This window comes from Thauera sp. GDN1 (genome assembly GCF_029223545.1).
GTDB lineage: Bacteria > Pseudomonadota > Gammaproteobacteria > Burkholderiales > Rhodocyclaceae > Thauera.
The window spans coordinates 1,337,218-1,356,417 of sequence record NZ_CP097870.1 but is presented as its reverse complement, the minus strand read 5'-3'; the positions used below and the strand labels follow the sequence as shown (position 1 = coordinate 1,356,417).

22 protein-coding genes, 3 tRNA genes and 2 pseudogenes are annotated in these 19,200 nt (G+C 65.2%); 6 read left to right on the top strand and 21 right to left on the bottom strand.

The genetic code is table 11. The features are described 5' to 3' along the window. Positions 1-28: 28 nt before the first annotated feature. The gene (locus tag CKCBHOJB_RS06155) at positions 29-688 is read right to left on the bottom strand and encodes a metalloregulator ArsR/SmtB family transcription factor (RefSeq protein ID WP_281051123.1); all 660 of its coding nucleotides are present in this window, start codon (positions 686-688) and stop codon (positions 29-31) included. Positions 689-961: 273 nt separating this feature from the next. Here CKCBHOJB_RS06155 and CKCBHOJB_RS06150 point away from each other — a divergent pair, with 273 nt between their 5' ends. Further along, on the top strand, positions 962-1,447 hold the full coding sequence (locus tag CKCBHOJB_RS06150; protein WP_281051122.1) for a hypothetical protein: 486 nt from the start codon (positions 962-964) through the stop codon (positions 1,445-1,447). A gap of 802 nt (positions 1,448-2,249) precedes the next feature. Here the strand turns inward: CKCBHOJB_RS06150 and CKCBHOJB_RS06145 are convergent. Together CKCBHOJB_RS06145 and CKCBHOJB_RS06140 are read right to left on the bottom strand one after the other, a co-directional pair. Next, a tRNA-Met gene (locus CKCBHOJB_RS06145) sits at positions 2,250-2,326 on the bottom strand. 77 nt (positions 2,327-2,403) lie between these two features. Further along, positions 2,404-2,479: transfer RNA gene (locus tag CKCBHOJB_RS06140), tRNA-Thr, on the bottom strand. Positions 2,480-2,588: 109 nt separating this feature from the next. Here CKCBHOJB_RS06140 and CKCBHOJB_RS06135 point away from each other — a divergent pair. Beyond that, on the top strand, positions 2,589-2,747 hold the full coding sequence (locus CKCBHOJB_RS06135; RefSeq protein WP_281051121.1) for a hypothetical protein: 159 nt from the start codon (positions 2,589-2,591) through the stop codon (positions 2,745-2,747). 15 nt (positions 2,748-2,762) lie between these two features. On the opposite strand, the gene CKCBHOJB_RS06130 is transcribed toward CKCBHOJB_RS06135, so the two are convergent. The 3 genes from CKCBHOJB_RS06130 to CKCBHOJB_RS06120 all read right to left on the bottom strand — a co-directional run bounded on the left by CKCBHOJB_RS06130 (position 2,763) and on the right by CKCBHOJB_RS06120 (position 5,749). Further along, the gene (locus tag CKCBHOJB_RS06130; protein WP_281051120.1) at positions 2,763-3,221 is read right to left on the bottom strand and encodes a ProQ/FINO family protein; all 459 of its coding nucleotides are present in this window, start codon (positions 3,219-3,221) and stop codon (positions 2,763-2,765) included. A 220-nt stretch (positions 3,222-3,441) separates the two neighbouring features. After that, on the bottom strand, positions 3,442-4,089 hold the full coding sequence (locus tag CKCBHOJB_RS06125) for a cytochrome b/b6 domain-containing protein (protein ID WP_281051119.1): 648 nt from the start codon (positions 4,087-4,089) through the stop codon (positions 3,442-3,444). Between the two features lies 1 nt (position 4,090). Next, positions 4,091-5,749 carry a tetrathionate reductase family octaheme c-type cytochrome gene (locus tag CKCBHOJB_RS06120; protein WP_281051118.1) on the bottom strand — a complete coding sequence of 553 codons (1,659 nt, stop codon included), beginning with the start codon at positions 5,747-5,749 and terminating at the stop codon, positions 4,091-4,093. A 188-nt stretch (positions 5,750-5,937) separates the two neighbouring features. Between CKCBHOJB_RS06120 and CKCBHOJB_RS06115 the strand changes: the two genes are divergently transcribed. Beyond that, positions 5,938-6,822, top strand: a complete 885-nt coding sequence (locus tag CKCBHOJB_RS06115) for a pirin family protein (RefSeq protein WP_281051117.1) — start codon at positions 5,938-5,940, stop codon at positions 6,820-6,822. A 321-nt stretch (positions 6,823-7,143) separates the two neighbouring features. Here the strand turns inward: CKCBHOJB_RS06115 and CKCBHOJB_RS06110 are convergent, their stop codons facing one another. The 8 genes and pseudogenes from CKCBHOJB_RS06110 to CKCBHOJB_RS06075 form a co-directional block, all read right to left on the bottom strand. Then, complete coding sequence (locus CKCBHOJB_RS06110) at positions 7,144-7,617, bottom strand: VOC family protein (protein WP_281051116.1); 474 nt, start codon at positions 7,615-7,617, stop codon at positions 7,144-7,146. Between the two features lie 31 nt (positions 7,618-7,648). Then, a complete protein-coding gene (locus CKCBHOJB_RS06105; RefSeq protein WP_281051115.1) occupies positions 7,649-8,092 on the bottom strand; it encodes a nuclear transport factor 2 family protein in 444 nt (147 codons plus the stop codon). Positions 8,093-8,177: 85 nt separating this feature from the next. Further along, positions 8,178-8,570 carry a YciI family protein gene (locus tag CKCBHOJB_RS06100; protein ID WP_281051114.1) on the bottom strand — a complete coding sequence of 131 codons (393 nt, stop codon included), beginning with the start codon at positions 8,568-8,570 and terminating at the stop codon, positions 8,178-8,180. Between the two features lie 104 nt (positions 8,571-8,674). Next, positions 8,675-9,895, bottom strand: a complete 1,221-nt coding sequence (locus tag CKCBHOJB_RS06095; RefSeq protein WP_281051113.1) for an RNA polymerase sigma factor — start codon at positions 9,893-9,895, stop codon at positions 8,675-8,677. Positions 9,896-10,271: 376 nt separating this feature from the next. Further along, entirely contained in the window at positions 10,272-10,559 is a 288-nt protein-coding gene (locus CKCBHOJB_RS06090) for a hypothetical protein (protein WP_281051112.1), read from the bottom strand. 197 nt (positions 10,560-10,756) lie between these two features. Continuing rightward, on the bottom strand, positions 10,757-10,930 hold the full coding sequence (locus CKCBHOJB_RS06085) for a hypothetical protein (protein WP_281051111.1): 174 nt from the start codon (positions 10,928-10,930) through the stop codon (positions 10,757-10,759). 57 nt (positions 10,931-10,987) lie between these two features. Next, positions 10,988-11,257: pseudogene (locus CKCBHOJB_RS06080) on the bottom strand (CoA transferase); the annotation flags it as partial. A 54-nt stretch (positions 11,258-11,311) separates the two neighbouring features. Beyond that, positions 11,312-11,668: pseudogene (locus CKCBHOJB_RS06075) on the bottom strand (transposase); the annotation flags it as partial. Here CKCBHOJB_RS06075 and CKCBHOJB_RS06070 point away from each other — a divergent pair. The 3 genes from CKCBHOJB_RS06070 to CKCBHOJB_RS06060 all read left to right on the top strand — a co-directional run bounded on the left by CKCBHOJB_RS06070 (position 11,658) and on the right by CKCBHOJB_RS06060 (position 13,545). Further along, positions 11,658-12,017, top strand: coding sequence for a hypothetical protein (locus tag CKCBHOJB_RS06070; protein ID WP_281051110.1), 360 nt, complete (start codon positions 11,658-11,660; stop codon positions 12,015-12,017). The pseudogene CKCBHOJB_RS06075 and the gene CKCBHOJB_RS06070 sit on opposite strands and share 11 nt — an antisense overlap. Before the next feature lie 26 nt (positions 12,018-12,043). Continuing rightward, positions 12,044-12,496 (top strand): site-specific recombinase resolvase, encoded by a 453-nt coding sequence (locus CKCBHOJB_RS06065; RefSeq protein WP_281051109.1) that lies wholly within the window; start codon positions 12,044-12,046, stop codon positions 12,494-12,496. Between the two features lie 131 nt (positions 12,497-12,627). Further along, positions 12,628-13,545 carry a helix-turn-helix domain-containing protein gene (locus tag CKCBHOJB_RS06060; protein ID WP_281051108.1) on the top strand — a complete coding sequence of 306 codons (918 nt, stop codon included), beginning with the start codon at positions 12,628-12,630 and terminating at the stop codon, positions 13,543-13,545. A 64-nt stretch (positions 13,546-13,609) separates the two neighbouring features. On the opposite strand, the gene CKCBHOJB_RS06055 is transcribed toward CKCBHOJB_RS06060, so the two are convergent. The 7 genes from CKCBHOJB_RS06055 to folD all read right to left on the bottom strand — a co-directional run bounded on the left by CKCBHOJB_RS06055 (position 13,610) and on the right by folD (position 19,105). After that, a complete protein-coding gene (locus CKCBHOJB_RS06055; RefSeq protein ID WP_281051107.1) occupies positions 13,610-14,110 on the bottom strand; it encodes a GNAT family N-acetyltransferase in 501 nt (166 codons plus the stop codon). Continuing rightward, positions 14,107-14,400 (bottom strand): DUF1778 domain-containing protein, encoded by a 294-nt coding sequence (locus CKCBHOJB_RS06050; protein ID WP_281051106.1) that lies wholly within the window; start codon positions 14,398-14,400, stop codon positions 14,107-14,109. The genes CKCBHOJB_RS06055 and CKCBHOJB_RS06050 overlap by 4 nt, the downstream gene beginning before the upstream one ends. 872 nt (positions 14,401-15,272) lie before the next feature. Then, positions 15,273-15,348 (bottom strand) — tRNA-Ala (locus CKCBHOJB_RS06045). 91 nt (positions 15,349-15,439) lie between these two features. After that, the gene (locus tag CKCBHOJB_RS06040) at positions 15,440-16,552 is read right to left on the bottom strand and encodes an L-threonylcarbamoyladenylate synthase (RefSeq protein ID WP_281051105.1); all 1,113 of its coding nucleotides are present in this window, start codon (positions 16,550-16,552) and stop codon (positions 15,440-15,442) included. Between the two features lie 10 nt (positions 16,553-16,562). Then, positions 16,563-17,717, bottom strand: coding sequence for a 5-(carboxyamino)imidazole ribonucleotide synthase (locus CKCBHOJB_RS06035; RefSeq protein WP_281051104.1), 1,155 nt, complete (start codon positions 17,715-17,717; stop codon positions 16,563-16,565). A gap of 10 nt (positions 17,718-17,727) precedes the next feature. Next, positions 17,728-18,219, bottom strand: coding sequence for a 5-(carboxyamino)imidazole ribonucleotide mutase (gene purE / locus CKCBHOJB_RS06030; RefSeq protein WP_281051103.1), 492 nt, complete (start codon positions 18,217-18,219; stop codon positions 17,728-17,730). Between the two features lie 10 nt (positions 18,220-18,229). Next, positions 18,230-19,105, bottom strand: a complete 876-nt coding sequence (folD, locus tag CKCBHOJB_RS06025; RefSeq protein ID WP_281051102.1) for a bifunctional methylenetetrahydrofolate dehydrogenase/methenyltetrahydrofolate cyclohydrolase FolD — start codon at positions 19,103-19,105, stop codon at positions 18,230-18,232. Positions 19,106-19,200 lie beyond the last annotated feature (95 nt).

The following is a 19,200-nucleotide window of genomic DNA, read 5'->3' as shown; positions in this document are numbered from 1 at the left end:
AGTGCTGCTCTTGGTGGCAGATGGGGAATCAGCGCTCGACCGGCAGCCCGCCCGCCTGCCATTCGGTGACGCCGTCGGTGATCTTGTGGGCGGTGAAGCCGCGCTCGCGGAGCAAGGCGACCGCCTCGTCGGACATGACGCAGAACGGGCCGCGACAGTAGGCGACCACTTCCTTGCCGGCCGGCAGTTCGGCGAGCCGCCGCTCCAGTTCGCCCAGCGGCATCGAGCGTGCGAACGGCAGGTGCCCCGCCTCGTATTCGGATTCGGGCCGCACGTCGATGACGACGATGTCGCCGCTGCGCGCCTTGGCGAGCAGGGACTCGCGACTCTCGGAACTGAGCAGGTCCGGGGCGGCGCTCATCTGCGCGAGCGCGAGGCGCAGTTCCAGCAGATGGGCCTCGGCCACGTCGCGGACGTTGAGCCACAGCTCGGCGACGTCCTGGCCGCTCAGGCGGTAGTGGATGAACTTGCCCTCGCGCCGGTTCTCGACCAGGCGCGCCTCGCGCAGCGCCTTGAGGTGGGCGCTCGCCAGCCGCATGTCGATGCGAGCCTGCTGCGCGAGCGTCTCCACCGTCTTCTCGCCCTGGGCGAGAAGTTCGACGAGTTCGAGCCGCTTCGGGCTGGACAGCGCCTTGCCGATGCGGGCGACATGTTCGTAGAGGGAGGACTTGGTGACGTTGGGTTTCATTCGCACACTCTAACAAACGTGCGAATGTTGCGCAAAGCGTTTGATCGTCAGCCGGACCGGACGACAAGGGAGGTCGCATCGCGACGTAGCTCGCCCTTCGAGCTCGCAGCAAGGCTGCCAGAGACGCAGCGATGATCACTTTCGTACCCATTACGCAGCAGTCGTGCCCGATGTCACGGCGCCATTCGCCCCGCCGCCGCCGCGCAACCGGACCGTAATGTGACCGGGCTACGGTCCTCCCATCCCCGCCCTGCTCCATGAGAACCGCCAGCCGTGCCAACCAGCGCCACGATCTACACCAAAACCGCTGCAGGCATCCTCGAGATGTCCGAGCGATCGCTCCGCCTTCCTGCGATTCAACGCCGTGCTTTGATCCTGATCGACGGCCGGCGCCATGCGGCCGAGCTGGCAACGCTGCTCGGCGTCCAGAAGGTCGAGGAGATCCTCGATGCGCTTGTGCAGGCGGACTTGATACGCTCGAATAGCGCGCAGACGGCCGTCGCGTCGAGGGCGCTTCCTCCCTTGGAACTGGACGCGGGAGCCCTCGAAAGCGCGAAGTTGTTGATGCAACAGAGCGCCCGTCACCATCTGGGTGTCCTGGGCGCCTCGCTCCATGATCAGATCAGGTCCGCCAGTAGTCGCGAGGAACTCGTTTCGGTTTGTGCGCGCTGGCACATGGAGATACGGGCGTCCAAGAAGGGACGGGATCACGCCGACGCCTTACTGGCGGCCCTGCATGAGCTTCTTCAAGCAACCTGAGCCCTGCAGCGCTCCCAGATGCAGCTCCGGCCCGCTCGAGGCATGATGCGGCCTGGCACGCTCGACTCGGCCAGCTTCTGGATCAGGCACTTACGCCGATGCCCCCAGCTCAAGGCGTAGCAGGAACCACCCAGAATCCGGGCAGTTTCCCGCCGACTGCCGCGACGGTCGCCGCCTGACTGCGATGAGGCAGCTCGGGCGAGAGACGATCTCCGCCAGCGTCTTCGACCTGGACGACCTCGACGCACTGAAGGTCGAGCGCGACGAGAACGACCAGCGAAAGGAGCCGACGATCAACGATAAGGTGGCGCTGGCAGAAGCGATTGCGAAACGGCTAGCAGGCCCTGGGCGTCCTAGAAATGGTGAAGATATTTCCACCTTTCTCGAAGACGCGGGGAAGAAGCGCGACATCGCCACCGCGAAAGCCGTGGCCCGGTTCCGGGAAAACGTTGGAGGTCGCGCCGAAGGTCGTCGAGCACGACATCCGCGAGCTGGCGGAAGCGATGGACCGCACGCCAACGCGCCAGGACGCTGCAGGAGCCGCGCACGAGGGCCGGGTTATGCATGAACCATGCCGACCAGGCGTCCGCCGCCGCGCTCATCCCCCGCCGTGGGATTGGAGGAGCACGGCCGCGATGGAGCGGCTGGGAGATGGGCGCGGCCGGCGGCGCGGTGTCTGCATCGCACCTTGACCGTGTTCGACGTTGATTCGGATTGCTCGCGGCGGGCGCAATGGGGGCGCAACGGACCCCGGAAAGCAAAACGCCAACCCCGGAGGATTGGCGTAATTGCTTGATAAATTTGGTTGCGGGGGCAGGATTTGAACCTGCGACCTTCGGGTTATGAGCCCGACGAGCTGCCAGACTGCTCCACCCCGCGTCGGAGAAACAGAACTATATACAAGCCACGACGATAACGCAAGAATTTTTTGCGCCGCATGAGGCTCCAGGAAAAACTGGTGCCGGCAAGAGGAGTCGAACCCCCGACCTTCGCATTACAAGTGCGCTGCTCTACCAACTGAGCTATGCCGGCGGCGGAGCCGAATTATAGCGCAACACCGCATGCACGACCGCGTCCGATCGCTTGCGCCGATAACTGTTTATATATACAGTTCTTCGTACAGTATAACAGGAGGCGCGACATGACATCCATCGGCTTCAAAGGCCTCATGGCCTGCGGCCTGCTTGCAGGCCTGATGATCGGGACGGGACACGCGGGCGGCGGACTGGCCATCGCAGTGGCAGGTGCAGCGCTTGCCTGGATGGCGAGGGGCGAAGCCGTTCGCCGTGATCTGCGCTGATGCGCGCAGCCGTGCTCAGCGTCCGAACTTGGTCACCAGTTGCTTGAGCTTTTCGGCGCGGCGGCGTTCGGCCTCGTCGGCCTCGCGCTTCTCGCGCTGCTGCTTGGCAACCGCTGCAAAGCGTTCCTTGAGCGTGCTTGCCGCGTGCTGGCGCTGTTCCTCAGTCACTTCTCCCGCCGGCTTGCCGTCGAGGTCGAAGCGCTCGCTGCCCCGCTCCAAGGACTTGAGGTACTTGGTCGACGCGGTATGCATGCGCAAGGCGATACGCAGGCTCTTGCGGTCGAGGTCGGGATAGCGCTCGAGGATGCTCGTGTCGATCTTCAGCGCGAGCGGCTTGTTGTCGCGAAAGGCGGGCGACTCGGTCTGCAGGCGCTTGAGGATTGCCCGGGGTTCGACGCGCGGACGTTTCGACTCTTCGGGTGCATCGGTAGTCTGGGATTCGACGGCGCCGGTATCGGCTTGCTCGGGGATCATCTTGGGTAGAGCTCAGGGAAGCAAAAGGGGATAAGTAGCGCCGTCGGCCGCACACAATCGTCGAGCGCGGCCGAAAAGCGCTACTAGGGGTCGCATTCTACCGCCGCCCCCGCATTGCGACTGCCGGGTCCGGGAGATTTTCTGCAGCGCAGTCCTACGCATGGAAACGCCCCGCGCTGAACCAGCCGCGGGGCGTCGAAGCCCAGCCCGCCAATCCGGCTCAGGAGCGTGAGCCCTGCGGGCGGGTGCCGCCACCGGGCGCCGGACTGTCTTCATGCACATCCTCCCAGCCGGTGATCATCGCCTTGATGTGCGCGAACACGGTTTGGCCGGCGGTGGCCAGGTACATGTGGATGATCAGGAAGACCAGCATGAGGAAGGCGCCGAGCGTATGCAGCGTGGCAACCTGCTCCAGCCCCAGCGCGGCGGGCAACTTGCCGTACAGGCTGCCCCAGAACAGATAGACCAGCCCCGACACCCAGATCAGAGGATTGATCACCAGCTTCACCCCTAGGTAGGCCAAGCGCTGCAGCGGGTTGTGCTTGCGCTCGAGGGTGACCTTGTAGGGGTGCGGCGCACCGACGAAGATGCCGTAGGCGTAGTAACGCACCATGCGGTCGATGTTCTGAGCGGTCGGAATGTAGTGCCTCCATGCGCCGGTCGTGAAGTGCCAGAAGATCGCCAGGATCCACAGCCCGATCAGCAACCAGGCCGCGATCTCGTGCACTTCGACCGCCTTGCGGAAGCCGATCAGCGAATGGCTGCCATGGATGGCGAAACCGGTGAACAGCAGCGTGATGATCAGCGCCGCCTGCGCCCAATGCCAGAAGCGCTCGAAGCGTGTAAAGAGATAGATACGCTCGCTCATGTCAGTGCTCCCCGCCGTGCTTGCGCTTGTTGCGCATGAGGAATCGCATGCCGCCGTGCCCGATCACACCCAGCAGCATCAGCCCGGCCAGGCCGAAACCCATGCGGTCGAGCAGTTCGTTGCGGTCACGTCCGGGCATCCACACGCCCGGCACACCAGCCAGGCGGCCGTCGTCGGCGTGGCATTGCATGCAGCCGAGCGCCTTTTCCTTGGGTGCCACCATATGGGTGATCGGCCAAAGCATCGAGGTCGGCACGAAGCCGAACTTGCCGCTGTATGGCGTACCGGTCGCCTCGGCCCCCGTCTTGAGCGCCTTCGCCCAGTCGAAGTTGTACCAGAAGGCAGTCTCGTCAGGCGTCGCAGTGTGCGGCACCAGCAGGGTCAGGTGCTCGGTGTCGTAGGGCTGCTTGCCGTGGAAGGTCTTGACCGGCCAGATGCGCGAATCCGCTGCGCCCGGCGTGCCGTGGAAGGTGTTGATGGCGACACGCGTGCTCGGGTCGATCTTCGTATCCGGCTGGGTGTAGGTCACCTTGCCGTTGAACCACACGTAGTCGGGTCGGACGTTCTGGCCGAGCGTGAAGTCACCCTTCTTGCTGTCGTAGATCACGTGGTCATGCTCGTCCTTGAGCTGGAAAGGCTTGCCCTCGGGGGTCAGCTTGCCCGCGGTCGACCAGTCCCAGCCCATCTTGGTCGGCACGCCACCGCGCGCGAACTCGGGGATGTGGCAGGTCTGGCAGGCCAGCGTGCGGGCGTGATCGTTCAGGCGCGCCGCATGTCCTGCACCACCCTCGTGCGGCCGGTCGCCATGGCAGGCCTGGCACGTCGCCGGATTACGATCGGTCTTCTCGCCGCGAACGATCGCGCCATGCGGATCGGCGCCGGTCATGCTGATCCGGCTGCCCGCGACCTTGTGCTGATCGGTCTTGTGGCAGGTCGCGCAGGTGAAGTTGAGCCCCTCGGCCGCCATGTGGACATCGAGTTCACGGCTGGGCTTGTTGAGCGAGGTATCGAGGTCGCCGTGCTTGACGCCGTCGCCCCCACCGCCGAAGTAATGGCAGGTGCCGCAGGTGCGGCGCGAGGTCGCGCCGACGCTCTGCGCCACCTTTGCGAGGTCGGTGGCCTCGACGAACTTTCCGGACTTGGCCGGAAACTCCATGCGCTGGTACGGCGGATGACCGGCGAGGCCGGCGAGCTTGCGATAGTCGCCGGTGTTGTGACAGGCGAGGCAGTCGACCTTGTCCTCGGCAGTGAAGTCGAAGCTTGCATCCTTCCAGCCATAGCCGATGTGACAGGACTGGCAGAAGGCTTCGTTCGAACGGTCACCGATGCAGAAGCCGTTGAGCATGGTCTTCTTGCCGAGCTTCTGACCGGTATCGGGGTTCACGTATTCCCACGTCCAGTGCCGCGTCGCCATCACCTGGCGCGCCGCCTCGGTGTGACAGGACAGACACGCCCTCGTCACGTCCTCCCCGGTCTTGAACGGCCCCTGCAACTCCTTGAACCGGCTGTGATCTGCGGTGCTCTTCGACGCTGCCTTGCCTGCAGGCATCGGCGCAACACCTGTAGCCCCCGGCTCGACCGCCGCGACGGCAAGCGTGCTCGCCGCCACCATCAGCACGCCACCAAGCACCTTGCGCCATCCGCTTCGCGTGGTATCCATTTAGCCCTCCGACCGCTTGAATCCCGGTTTCATCCTAGTCCGCCGACGAGCATCATCTATTGATAATTATCTAATTGAAGCGAATCAATCGGCCGCAAGCGCTGCAGCGGAATCGCGGGGCCGCCAGACTTCGGCGACTAGAATTCCCTCAGCCCCCCGCGCCAGAACGTCTCTCGAGGACATCGATCATGACTCCACCCGTACGCATCCAGCCCCGCAGCGCCGACCTGGGCGACGGCATGCTCGTCCGCCGTACCCTCCCGAACCGCCAGCAGCGGACGATCGGGGCCTGGTGCTTCCTCGACCATGCCGGCCCGGTGCAATTCGAGCCCGGCAAGGGCATGCATGTCGGCGCGCATCCGCACATCGGCCTGCAGACCTTCACCTGGCTGATCGAGGGCGAGGTCCTGCATCGCGACAGCCTCGGCAACCAGCAGATCATCCGCCCTGGCCAGGTCAACCTGATGACCGCCGGACATGGCATCGCCCATGCCGAGGACTCGCTGCGCGACGGCGAGCGGCTTCACGCAGCGCAGCTCTGGATCGCCCTGCCCCCGGAGCACAAGGATTGCGAACCCGCCTTCCACCACTACCCCGAGCTTCCCCAATGGCGCGAAGGCGGCGCCGAGCTGACCCTGCTCGCCGGTCGCCACGGCCAGCGGGCCTCGCCAGCGCGCGTGCATTCCCCGCTGGTCGGCATCGACATCGCCTGCGACGAGGCGAGCGAGCTCACGCTCACCCTTGATGCGGATTTCGAGTACGGGCTGATGCCGCTCGTAGGCGATGCGATGATCGACGGAGAGACCATCCTTGCCGACGAGCTCGCCTACCTCGGAAGGGGACGGCGCGAACTGCACATCGCGCTGAGCGCAGGCTCCCGTGCCCTGCTCCTGGGCGGCCAGCCGTTCGAGCAGCCGGTGTTGATGTGGTGGAACTTCGTCGGTTTCGACAAGGCCGGCATCGCGCAGGCGCAGGCCGATTGGGAACAGGGCGCCCCACGATTCGGAACGGTCGGCGATGGCCAGGCGCCGCGACTCGTGGCGCCGCCCCTGCCGTGGCGAAACGGGAGCTGAGCGTTCCGGGGCTCGAAGGCAAGCAAGTTCGCCATCGAGCCGCATACCCCTTGAAGAACGGGGCATCGCTCAAATATTGGGCAACTGCCGAATCGGCCAGTCCCGCAAGGGGTTGGCGAACTTATCCACAAGCTCTCCCACACCTCTGTCCCCATCGACTGGGGACAAGCTCGGCAGGCACCGGCAGCAGCCAGGCCGGTTCCCCGACATGAATCCAGCGCTTTCTCGACCAGCATCATCGGCACGGCCGGCAGGAACACGCGTGCTTCAGCGGAATGCGCATGTAGTCGACCTCGATGCGGTTCGAACCGACCACCGCGCTCAGCCCCGCCGCGCCACCTCGATGGCGGCGACGTCGATCTTGCGCATCGTCATCATGGCCTCGAAGGCGCGCCTGGCCTCCTCGCCGCCTGCCGCCAGCGCCTCGGTCAGCACGCGCGGAGTAATCTGCCAGGAAACGCCCCACCTGTCCTTGCACCAGCCGCAGGCGCTCTCTGCACCGCCGTTGCCGACGATCGCGTTCCAGTAGCGGTCGGTCTCGTCCTGGTCGTCGGTCGCGATCTGGAACGAAAAGGCCTCGGTGTGCGGGAACGCCGGGCCACCGTTGAGCCCCAGGCAGGGAATGCCCGCGACCGTGAACAGCACCGTCAGCACGTCACCGGCCTTGCCGGACGGGTAATCGGCGGGTGCGCGATGGACGGCCGTCACGCCGCTGTCGGGAAAGGTCGCGGCGTAGAAGCGGGCAGCCTCCTCGGCATCCCTGTCGAACCAGAGGCAGATCGTGTTCTTGTGCATGGTCTCTCCTTTCCTGTCTGGTTGGAGGGTGTCAGGGCTCCAGCCACAGCGCCTTGTCGCTCTGCGGATCGAACGGGGCGGAGAAGTGCTCATGCACGACCCGCCAGGTGCCGTACTGCTTCCGAAGACAGACGGTCATGCGCATCCAGCCCGACATCTCCTTGCCGTCCGGTCCCGTGCCGCCACAGCGGTTGAGGCCGTGGACGAAGGCGAGCTCCTCGCCTGCCGTGATCTGGAGCTCGTGGAGCTCGAAGATCATCGGCCCGGGACACATCGTCATGCAGGTTTCCCAATGCTTGCGGTAGGCGTCCGCGCCCTTGAACTGCAGTTGCGCGATGGCATCGAAGGCGACGATGTCCGGCGCGTAATGGGCGAAGATGCGCTCGATGTCCTTGGCGCGAACTGCGCGCGCCCAGTCCTCCAGTTGGCTGCGCAGCTCGGTCTCGGTGCGTGCGAGGGTGGATGGGGTGTCCATGACGGCTCTCCTTGGTGTGGGTGAAACGGGTGCGTTCACCTGCTGGTCGATCGGCAAGTCGCCAGATCGACACCGGTTCGCCGATTCAACGGGCGGCCTCCGGCGCAACGAACCCCAGCGCCTGCAGCGTCCGCTGATCCTCCGCGACCGGCCGCACCTCGACGCAGCCGAACCTGGCCCCCGGGATGCGGGACGCCACCTGGATCGCCTCGTTCAGGTCCCGGGCCTCGATCAGGTAGTAGCCGCCGAGCTGGTCCTTGGTCTCGACCCACGGCCCGTCGGTGACCGAAACGCGGCCGTTGCGCACCCGGACGGTGGTGGCGGCATCGGGGGGCAGCAGGCGGTTGCAGCCGAGGTAATGGCCGCTCTGGCGGATGGCGTCGGTAAACGCACGGTACTCCTCGAAGTGCTCGTCGGCCTCGGCGCGGGGCATCTGCTCCATCACCTTCTCGGCACAGATCAGGCAGAGGTATTTCATCGCTTTTCTCCTTCGCGGATCGTGTTCGGTTGCGGCTTCCGTACCCCTGGTCGAACGGCACGCCGCGAGATCGACATCAGGTCGGCGACATCGCGCCGGCGACATCACGCCGGTAGTTCGGCGAGCCGCCGCTCGAGAAAGCGACGCTCGGGCGCCTGCCGGACCAGCTCGAGCGCACGTCGGTAGGCCGCCCTCGCCTCCTCGGTCCGGCCCAGGCGCCGGCACAGATCGGCACGGGCGGCATGCGCGAGGTGATAGTCGGCCAAGTCGCCGCGGGCAAGGATCGCCTCGACCACAGCCAGCCCGGCTGCGGGCCCGTCGCGCATCGCCACCGCGACGGCGCGGTTCAGCGCCACCACCGGCGACGGAGCGAGCCCCAGCAACAGATCGTAGAGGGCGACGATCTGCGCCCAGTCGGTCGCGGCGGCGCTGGGCGCCTCGGCATGGACGGCCGCGATCGCCGCCTGCAGCGCATAGGGACCGGCACGGCCCGAAACCAGTGCGCGCTCGACCAGTGCCGTGCCTTCGGTGATCAGCGCCCGGTTCCAGCGCGAACGGTCCTGCGCGTCGAGCAGCACCAGATCGCCCTCCGCAGTCGTCCGCGTCTCGCGACGCGACTCCTGCAGCAGCATCAGCGCAAGCAGGCCGATCGACTCCGGCTCGGGGAGCAGCTGGGCAAGCAGCCGGCCGAGCCGGATCGCCTCGCCCGACAGTTCGGCGCGCGTCAGCGACTCGCCGGCCGATGCCGAGTAACCCTCGTTGAACACCAGGTAGATCACCCGCAGCACGCTCTCGAGCCTGGCCGGCAGCTCGGCCGGCGGCGGCACTTCATAGGGCACGCCCGCGTCGCGTATCCTGCCCTTGGCGCGCACGATACGCTGCGCGAGCGCGGGCGGGGTGACGAGGAAGGCGCGCGCGATCTCCTCGGTGGTGAGGCCGCACACCTCGCGCAAGGTCAGCGCCACCTGCGCCTCGGGCGACAGCGCCGGATGACAGCAGGTGAAGATCAGCCGCAGGCGGTCGTCCTCGACGCCCGCGTCGTCGGCCGCCTCGTCGCTCGCCGGGTCGGGACGGTCATCGAGGTCCTCGACGAAATCGAAGCGTGCGCGCCGCCGCAGGCCGTCGATGGCCTTGAAGCGGCCGGTCGACACCAGCCAGGCGCGCGGGCTTGCCGGCACGCCCTCGTGCGGCCATTGCTCGAGCGCGACACGAAAGGCGTCGTGCAGTGCTTCCTCGGCGAGGTCGAAGTCGCCGAGCAGGCGAACCAGCGTCGCGAACATCCGGCGCGACTCGTTCCGATAGATCGCCTCCAGCTGCTCACGCACCCTCCCCGCCGCGCTGGCGGGAGCCTGGGGCAAGGGCTGATGCGGTTCGTCCGATGAAATCCTGCGGTCGTCCATCCACGCCTCCTGAGAGCATGCCGCATTCGGAGGCCATCTTGCGTCACACGGCTGGAGTGTCCGGAATGCCAGCAAGCGCTCGGCTGCTTCCGTTTGCGGAGATGCCCCCTTTCCGGGCGGTGCCGTTCGACGACGGTCGTCCGCCATCGTGTCGTGAGCACGCCCATGCGGGTGGGTAGCCCCCGGGTGCACGCCATCCAATTAGACAAGATAGACCATCCTGTCCAAGAGCCCGACACAACCCTCAGGATCGTGTCTCGCTCAGCTCAGCGCTTCGAGGATGTGATCGAAAGCCGGCAGCTCATCGCCTGCAGGATGTGGTCGGCGAACTCTCGAACAGCCTGTGCTTCGCGATGCGTACAGTGGTGAGGATCAGGTTCCCCGAGGTGAGCGGAACGAGGGTCACGAGTCCATGCCCCTCTCGATAGCCGGGATTGAGTCGCAGGAAGAGCTGGACGTCGGCCTTGTCGCTCGCGTGCCAGAAGGCGGTCTCATCCTCGCTGTCGCGGGTGATCCACCCGACTTGCCGGATGGCGGGATCATCGGGATCGACCCGAGGCTCACCGAACGTGTCGGCCAGTTCGTACATGAATCTCTGGACGGGCACCGGGGTTGGCCGCCGATGGCTCGGGTATAACGCCCAGAAGCGCTGAGCCAGGAGATGGTAGCTCGACGGATGGACCAAAGCGCAGAAGGAGTACACCCGTTCAAGCGGATGCCGGCCTCCGCCCTGAACACGACGTAGTGGCGGGCACGCACCCACATGTCGTACAAATGCACTGCGCACTAGCCCAGCGCCCGATCTTCATCGCTGCGGATCACCTGTATCCGCGTCCAGCGGGCAGGAGGATTGATGACCTTGTCCTCGAACGCCTGCCGCTCCACTCCCGCGAAGATGCCCTGGTGCAGGCGGAAGAGCTCTTCCGCCAGACTCGACCGCTCCGCGTCAGTTGCGAACATGACGCCTCGCCGGTACGACCACGAACGCCCCGTCAAGATCAGTTTTTCGGGTATTCGTTACACCACCCTCTTCTTGTGGATTTCGCCAATCCGGTGACCATAGCCCAACTGGGCAAGGATCACATCGGTGTGGCCCCCCAGTGCGGGCACAGGGTCCATTCGCGCCGGATGATCGCCCCCCATCGCCGGAGGCTGTAGGGCGGGCAGCGGGCCTACCGGGGAGTCCACCGTCGTCCAGCGCTTTCGCGCCTTGAGTTGAGGATGGGTCCAGATGTCGTTCATCGTGCTGGCATGCGCGTTGGCGATGTCAGCAGCGTCGAGCCGGGCGATGACCTCTTCAGCGGTGAGCGCGGCGAACGTCTGCTCAATCAGCCTGCGCAATAAAGCGTCGCACAGCACAGGTAACGGAGAGGATCTGCGCTGCGTCTCGATCCAGGCATATTTCACAGCAGATCCTTCGCGAAATATGCCGAAGCTTTTTTTTGTGATCTCCAGCTCCATCTTGAGCCGCGCGACTTGGGCGCGCAACCGCGACAGCTCCATCTGCTCGGCAGTGATCTGCTTGGCGCCAGCTGGATTCAGCTTGCCCGCCTTCGCCGCCTTGATCCAGTTGCGCAGTGTCTGCTCAACCAACCCCAGTTCCTCGGCAACGCGGCCGATGCTGCGGATCTCGTCAGCTCGCTTGACGGCCTGCTCCTTGAACTCAGCCGTGTATTCCTGTTTCGGGATGCGCTTCACGTCGTTCTTCCTCTCGTTGTGTCGATCCTACGACGACTACCTTGGAGGACGAAATTCTTGGGGCAGCTCAATCGTCGCCGCCCTGTCGGCCCCACACATCGTACAGTCGGTATGGGACCGGATTCGTGCCACCCGCCCCGAGATGTCGGAGCCCGAGGTGGTGCTGCCGATACGCAATCTGGCGGGTCTGTGGCAGCAGTTGTTCCCCGCCGAACAGTGCCGCCTGGCCAAGCTGCTGATCGAGCGCGTGGTGATCGCAGACGGCGGGCTGGAGATCGTCTGGCGGGATCAGGGCTGGCAACAACTGGCCCAAGAGTTATTGCCTGGGACCATCGGCGCCGAACTGTAGGAACTGGAACAGATGGAAGGATCAGCATGAAACCAAAAGTTCAGGCGATGGGCGCACCGATCGCCCGCGAGCACCGGGATGGTGGGCAGGTCAAGCTGTCGACCTTGATCCCGCTGAGGATCAGGAGGCGCGGCGTCAGCAAGGTGGTGGTGCGTCCCGATGGGCAAGCGCAGGCCCCGGGCAAGGTCGCTGCCCAGCACGACCAGCCCTTGCTGGTGGCGTTGACACGCGCGTTCTACTGGCAGCAGTTGCTCGATGATGGGATGGTCGCCAGCGGCAGCGAGATCGCCCAGCGCGAAGGCTTGCACCACTCGACGGTCAATGAGCTGTTGCGCCTGACTCTGCTGGAGCCGGCCATCATCCAGGCCATCCTGGCTGGTCAGCAGCCCAAGTGCATGAGCCTCTTGTGGTTCCAGCGCAATCCGCTGCCGACCGACTGGGTGGCGCAGCGGGAGGTGGTGGCGGGGTTTGATGTGTGAAATACCAGAAACCCGTATGAAATCGTGACCGCCATATGTACATTCGATGATGATCCGAATATTATTCGAATAATATCAAAATAGAGATGTGCGTGAAGTCATTAATCAGAAAAGCAAGGCTTCTGTCCGGGATGACACAAGTCCAGGTAGCGGAAGCAGTGGGGGTCAGTCAGCCGACTTACCAGCGCTGGGAAAGCGGTGCCGGCAGCGTTCCGAAATCAAAAATCGCCAAGCTCGCCAAGGTGCTGGGCATCACGCCGCGACAAGTTGAAGGACAGCCGGAGCCTTTCGACCTGTTTGGCGTCGACAAGGAAGTCCCCGATGAACACCAATACTATGGCGAACTTGCCATCCACTTTAGTAGCGGATCGCCTCCGCTGCTGCTGCCTGTCTCTGAGGCAGAGCGGTCCAGATTCTTCAATGCTGTACAGGGAGATGAGGCTTTTGTTCAGGTCGAATCACTTGACAATCGAATAGTGTTTGTTCGCCGAAAGGCCATCGCTGATGCTTATTTTTCGAGTGATGACTACGACGACTACGGACCTGAGGACTATGGTGCACAGCACCTGGGTGTAAAGCCCGATGAGGCATTCTGGAAGATCGTGGAGCATCTCGAGTACCCGGAGTGCTTGAATGACGAGTTCAACGAACAGGAAATTCAGGCCGTCATCAAAATGGTTTCGCTTGATGACGCAGATCTGGACGAGTTGATTGCAAATGGCAGCATCAAGCCGGAGGATCGTACCAAAGTACAGCAAGAGGCTCACGAGACAACGCAGTTGTATGCCTCTAGAGCCCGCGACATCACATGGCAGTTGCCAGGCGACCGCAGTCGATGCATCTCGATCAATGAAAACAGGGATCTGTACGAAACCTTCTGCATGTTGATGTTGAGCAACGAGCATGAAATGCTGCATCTCGCTCCTGAAGGGTATCACCGCGAAATTTTCTTGAACCTATCAGCCATTGACTTCATTGCCGCTCCAGCTCACAAGTTCCGGGAAGGTGAGTTGCAGAGTGCCGCCGAAGAGTTGGGCGACCCCGAGTGACGAGTACAAGCGCCAGTTGCGGGAATTCGTAGTGCGGTAAGATGTGTGATGCCCTGAATTGAACTCAGGCCATCACGAACTTCCTCGCATCCTTGAGCAGCAGTAGCAGCTGCTGCTCGCGCAGCGGCGAGGCGATGAAGCCGAAGCGGGTGTAGAACTTCGCCGCCTCCTCATCGATCGGATGGGTCAGCATGGCCCGGATGCCAGCCTGCTCGGCAATCAGCATCGTGCGCCGAATCGCATCCTGCAGCAGGCCGAAGCCTATGCCGCGCCCCCGATCCTGCTTTGATACTGCCAGCCGCGCCAGAATCACCACCGGCAAAGGATACTGCCCCATCCCCTTGCGGATGCGCTCCGGCGCCTCCAGCGTGTCGATCTGACCAACGGTCAGACTGAAGTAGCCTGCCACCCGGTCATCATCGGCCACCACGAAGGTCTTGGCCGATCCGCTGCCCTGAGCTTGTCTCGCGTGGCACAGCAGCCAGTCGTTCAGGGCAGGCTTGCCGCAATCGAATCCCTCCAGCCGATGCTGCAAGCCAAGAGATTCTGGACCGCGCAAGCTCATGCCTGGTCCCAGGGGGCTTTGCGCGAGAACAGATCGCGCAGACCCTCGTTGGGCTGCTCTGGCTGATCCAGCAAATCCATCAGGGCTTGATACTGGCTGCCAGTCACCATGAACAGGCGCTGGTCGAGCAAGGTCTGCTCGGCGGCCAGGCAGGCGCTATCCAGAATGAAATCGGTCAGGGATTTGTGCGCCACTTCGGCAGCACGGCGCAGCACGACTTCCTGTTCAGGCGTGGCGCGCAGGCCCAGGCGGGCGGAACGGGCAGCGGGAGAAGATGCAACGGCAACCATGATGGCACCTCGTTTGTGAGTCCAACCGCCCCAATGTTAGTACAAACGACGTACACGATCCAGTTGCAAGACCGTCTGGCACCCTTGATTGACGCCGAAACGCCGCCCGTAAGCACTTGATTTTTCGAGAGCACCCACTGTTAATGCAGGCGAGATGCTGCATGGCTGCAGGATTGGCCCAGGAGCGACTCTCCACCGCCATATCAACTCGAGCGTACCAGCAAGCACGCTGCAATTACCGACACATGTGGGACGCGCACGCCCTCAGTCGTCTCTGCATGCCAGGTCAGGCCCTAACCTACTCAGCTTTCGTGGAAGTGGGGAGGTTCGACTTCCACCTGACGAGCTCTACCGTGAGGTGCGAATCGGTGAGTTCATACGCCCCCCCCGGACATTGTCAGGCACATCATCTCGCTTCGACTCCAACACGCTAAAGCGGATGAGGTCACTGCCTTTCAACTGTCGGCCGGGCGTGTTCCGCCCCTGATAACCGTCGTCGACGACCACCTCCATCAGCCGCGGCATGGGGATGTCGACCCGCTTCACGCGGATGCGAAGGTGTGCCGCATTGAGTCGGATGAGGTTGTCGCGAACCGCTTGATGGGTGGGAAACGAGTACGAGTGCGAACAGCTCAAGACGTAAGTCAAGCACATCGACGCCGAAGGGCGACGCGGCGGTCCTTCGTGGCGGATGGAGCAGCTCAGGACGGACCGCCGGAAGCTCAAGGATGCGATGTGGCGCTTGAGCTGTGGGCGCTAACAAGGCGCACGGCCACGCTGCAGCCACATCCGGGACATGAATCCCAGGGGCCTGAAAACAAGACAGCGCACGACACTTTTCAGTGTGGTGCGCTGTCTTGAACTGGAATTCTTGGTGGACCGAAGGAGGATCGAACTCCCGACCTCTGCATTGCGAACGCAGCGCTCTCCCAGCTGAGCTATCGGCCCTGAAAGAGCGCGCATTATAGTGAGCCAGCGGGCGAAATGGAAGCCCCTTTCGGGCCCTCTTTCGCTTACTCCGGCGCCGGCGCGGCGAACCTCAATCCTGCGCGTCCTTCCCACCCGAGCCGACGGCGGCGCGGCCGAGGCGGTCTGCAACCGCGCGCCAGGCGAGTGCCCCGGGCAAGGCTTCGATCAGGATGAAATCCGCATCGAGTGCATCGACCGCACGCAGGCTTGCGTAGAGTTCGTGCGCGTAAGCCGCGGGATCGGCCGGCATCGCGTGCCAGATGAGGCGCGAATCGTGCGGATTGGAAACGGCATGCGCGAGCACGGCGACGCGACTGCCCTCGCCGGCCAGCGTGACGGCCTCGTCCGCGAGCAGGGCTGGCCCGACCAGACGCAGCGGGGTGCGCGGTGCGTAGTGCGCGGCAAGCGCGCCGGAGACGCGCGGCGCGGGCGCGGTCTCGGAGACGGGCCCCGCCGCTGCGGAGGCGACGAGCGCATCTGCACCGGCACCCTCGCTGCCCGTTCCCGGGCCGGGCTCGGACTCGCCCCTGAGCCGCGGTCGGCGCCCGATGACGCGGGCGATGTCGTCGGGCGTGATCGCGCCAGGGCGCAGGATCTCGGGGACATCGCGGGAGAAGTCGAGGATCGTCGATTCGATGCCCACTTCGCAGGCGCCGCCGTCGAGGATCATGGCCACGCGCTCGCCGAGTTCTTCCTGGACATGCGCGGCGGTGGTCGGGCTGATGCGGCCGAAGCGGTTGGCGCTGGGGGCGGCGATGCCGGAGTCGAAGACCTGCAGCAAGGCCTGCGCCACCGGATGCGAGGGCACGCGGACGCCGACCGTGTCCTGGCCGCCGGTGACTTCGAGGGGCACGTCGGACGTGCGCTTGAGGATCAGCGTCAGCGGGCCGGGCCAGAAGGCGCGGGCGAGCGCGATGGCGTCCTTGGGAATGCTCGCCGCCCAGCGCGGCAGATGGTCGGCCGACGGCAGATGCACGATCAGCGGGTGATCGGCGGGCCGGCCCTTGGCGGCGAAGATCTTCTTCACCGCCTCCGGGTCGAGCGCGTCGGCGGCGAGCCCGTAGACCGTCTCGGTCGGCATGCCGACGATGTCGCCGGCGCGCAGCAGGTCGGCCGCCGCGCGGATCGCGACCAGCGTAGGCGGCTCGATGCGGCCACGCGCTTTCACTCCGGCTTCGCTCACTGCTGCGCGCTCACTCGTCGCGGATGCCGATCGCGGCACGCGCGGCCAGCGCGCGCTCCAGCACCGCCGAGGCATCGTCGCCGATCACCACGAAGTGGCCCATCTTGCGCCCCGGGCGGGCGTGATGCTTGCCGTAGAGGTGCAGGCGCAGGCCGGGCACGGCGTGCAGCAGCGACCAGTCGGGCTCGCGGTAGGCACCGTGGCCCTTGCAGTCCTCGTACCACAGCTCGCCGAGCAGGTTGACCATCACCGCCGCCGAATGCTGGCGCGGCGCGGCCAGCGGCAGGCCGCACAGCGCCCTCACCTGCTGCTCGTACTGGCTGACGTCGCAGGCGTCGATGGTGTGGTGGCCGCTGTTGTGCGGGCGCGGCGCCATCTCGTTGACGAAGAGTTCGCCGCGGCACACGAAGAACTCGACCCCCAGCGTGCCGATGTAGCCGAGTTTCTCGGCGATGCGTTCGGCGATCTCCTGCGCGTTGTCACGCAGGCAGGCCGACGCCTGCGCCGGCGCGATGGTGACGTCGAGGATGCCATTGCGATGGCGGTTCTCGCCGGTCGGGAAGCAGCGCACCTTGCCCGCCTCGTCGCGCGCCAGCACCACCGACACCTCGTAATCGAGCGTCAGCATCTTCTCCAGCACGCAGGGCTCGCCCTTGAAGTGCTGGAAGGCGGCTACCGCCTCGTCGCGGTCGGCGACCCGGGCCTGGCCCTTGCCGTCGTAGCCGAAGCGCGCCACCTTGAGCACGGCGGGAAACAGCCCGGCGTTGGCGTTGCGGATGTCGTCCTCGCTGCGGATGGCGGCGAAGGGGCCATGCGGCAGTCCGTTGTCGGCGAGGAAGCTCTTCTCGGCGATACGGTTCTGGCACACCGCGACCGCGCTCGCCGCCGGATGCACCGGGATGAACTTGGCGAGATAGTCGAGGGTGTCGGCGGGGACGTTCTCGAACTCGGTCGTCACCGCGGCGCATTCGCTGCCCAGCGTGTCGAGCGCGACGTAGTCGTCGTAGGCGGCGACCAGGTGGCGGTCGGCGATCAGGCCGGCGGGGCTGTTCGGGTCGGGGTCGAGCACCCAGACCTTGTAGCCCATCTCGTGCGCGGCCGAAACGAAAAAGCGGCCGAGCTGGCCGCCGCCGAGCATGCCGAGTGTGGCAGGCGGGAGGATCATGATGCGAGTCTCAATCCAGGGTCATGTCGAGCACCGCCTGGGTCTGGCGGGCACGGAAGTCGGCGAGTTTCTGCGCCAGTTCGGCGTCCTCGACGGCGAGCAGCGCCACCGCGAACAGGCCGGCGTTGGCCGCGCCCGCCTCGCCGATGGCGAAGGTGGCGACCGGGATGCCCTTGGGCATCTGCACGATGGACAGCAGCGAATCCTGCCCCGACAGCGCCTTCGACTGCACCGGCACGCCCAGCACCGGCAGCGTGGTCTTGGCCGCGACCATGCCCGGCAGATGGGCCGCGCCGCCCGCGCCGGCGATGATCGCCTTCAGCCCGCGGCCACGCGCGGCCTCGGCGTATTCGAACATCAGGTCGGGCGTGCGGTGGGCGGAGACGACCTGGGCCTCGAAGGGCACGCCGAAGTCTTCCAGCATCTTCGCGGCCGCCTTCATCGTGGGCCAGTCCGAGTTGGAGCCCATGATGATGCCGACGACGGGTTTGGTTTCGCTCATCTCGCTATCCTTACTTGCCGGCCGCGCGCGCGGCGCGCCCGGCGGAAATCACGGTGTTCTCCAGCAGCATGGTGATGGTCATCGGCCCCACGCCACCCGGCACCGGGGTGATGGCGCCGGCGACTTCCTTCGCCGATTCGAAATCCACGTCGCCGCACAGCTTGCCGGCGTCCGGGCCGTCCTGCAGGCGGTTGATGCCGACGTCGATGACGGTGGCGCCCGGCTTGATCATGTCGCCGGTGACGAAGCGCGGCTTGCCGATGGCCGCCACCAGGATGTCGGCGCGGCGGGTGTGGAAGGCCAGGTCCTTCGTCTTCGAATGGCACACGGTGACGGTGGCGCCGGCGTTGGTCAGCAGCATCGCCATCGGCTTGCCGACGATGTTGGAGCGGCCGATCACCACCGCCTCGGCGCCCTGCACCGGGGTGCCGGTGCTCTCCAGCATCTTCATGACGCCGTGCGGGGTGCACGGGATGAAGCCCTCGCGGTTCTGCGACAGGCGACCGACGTTCTCGGCGTGGAAGCCGTCGACGTCCTTGCCGATGTCGATGGCCTCGAGCACCGCGGTCTCGTCCAGGTGCTTCGGCAGCGGCAACTGCACCAGGATGCCATGCACCGAGGGATCGGCGTTGAGTTCGGCCAGCTTGGCCATCACCTCTTCCTGGGTGGCGTTCTCGGGGTAGTCGAAGCGCAGCGAGCGGATGCCCGCCTTCTCGCAGCCGGCGACCTTGTTGCGCACATAGACCGCGGAGGCCGGATCTGCGCCGACCAGCATGACCGCCAGACAGGGTTGCACACCACGCGCCGTCAGTGCTGCGGCGCGCCCGGCGATCTCGCCGCGAACCTGCGCCGAGAGCGCGTTGCCGTCGATGATGCGAGCGGTCATCGGAAGAGCCCCTAAAAAAGGCGGGATTTTACAACATGCCGGCGCATGCGGCGGCGGCGATCTTGTGCAGTGCAACCGATCGCCCCTGCAATCGT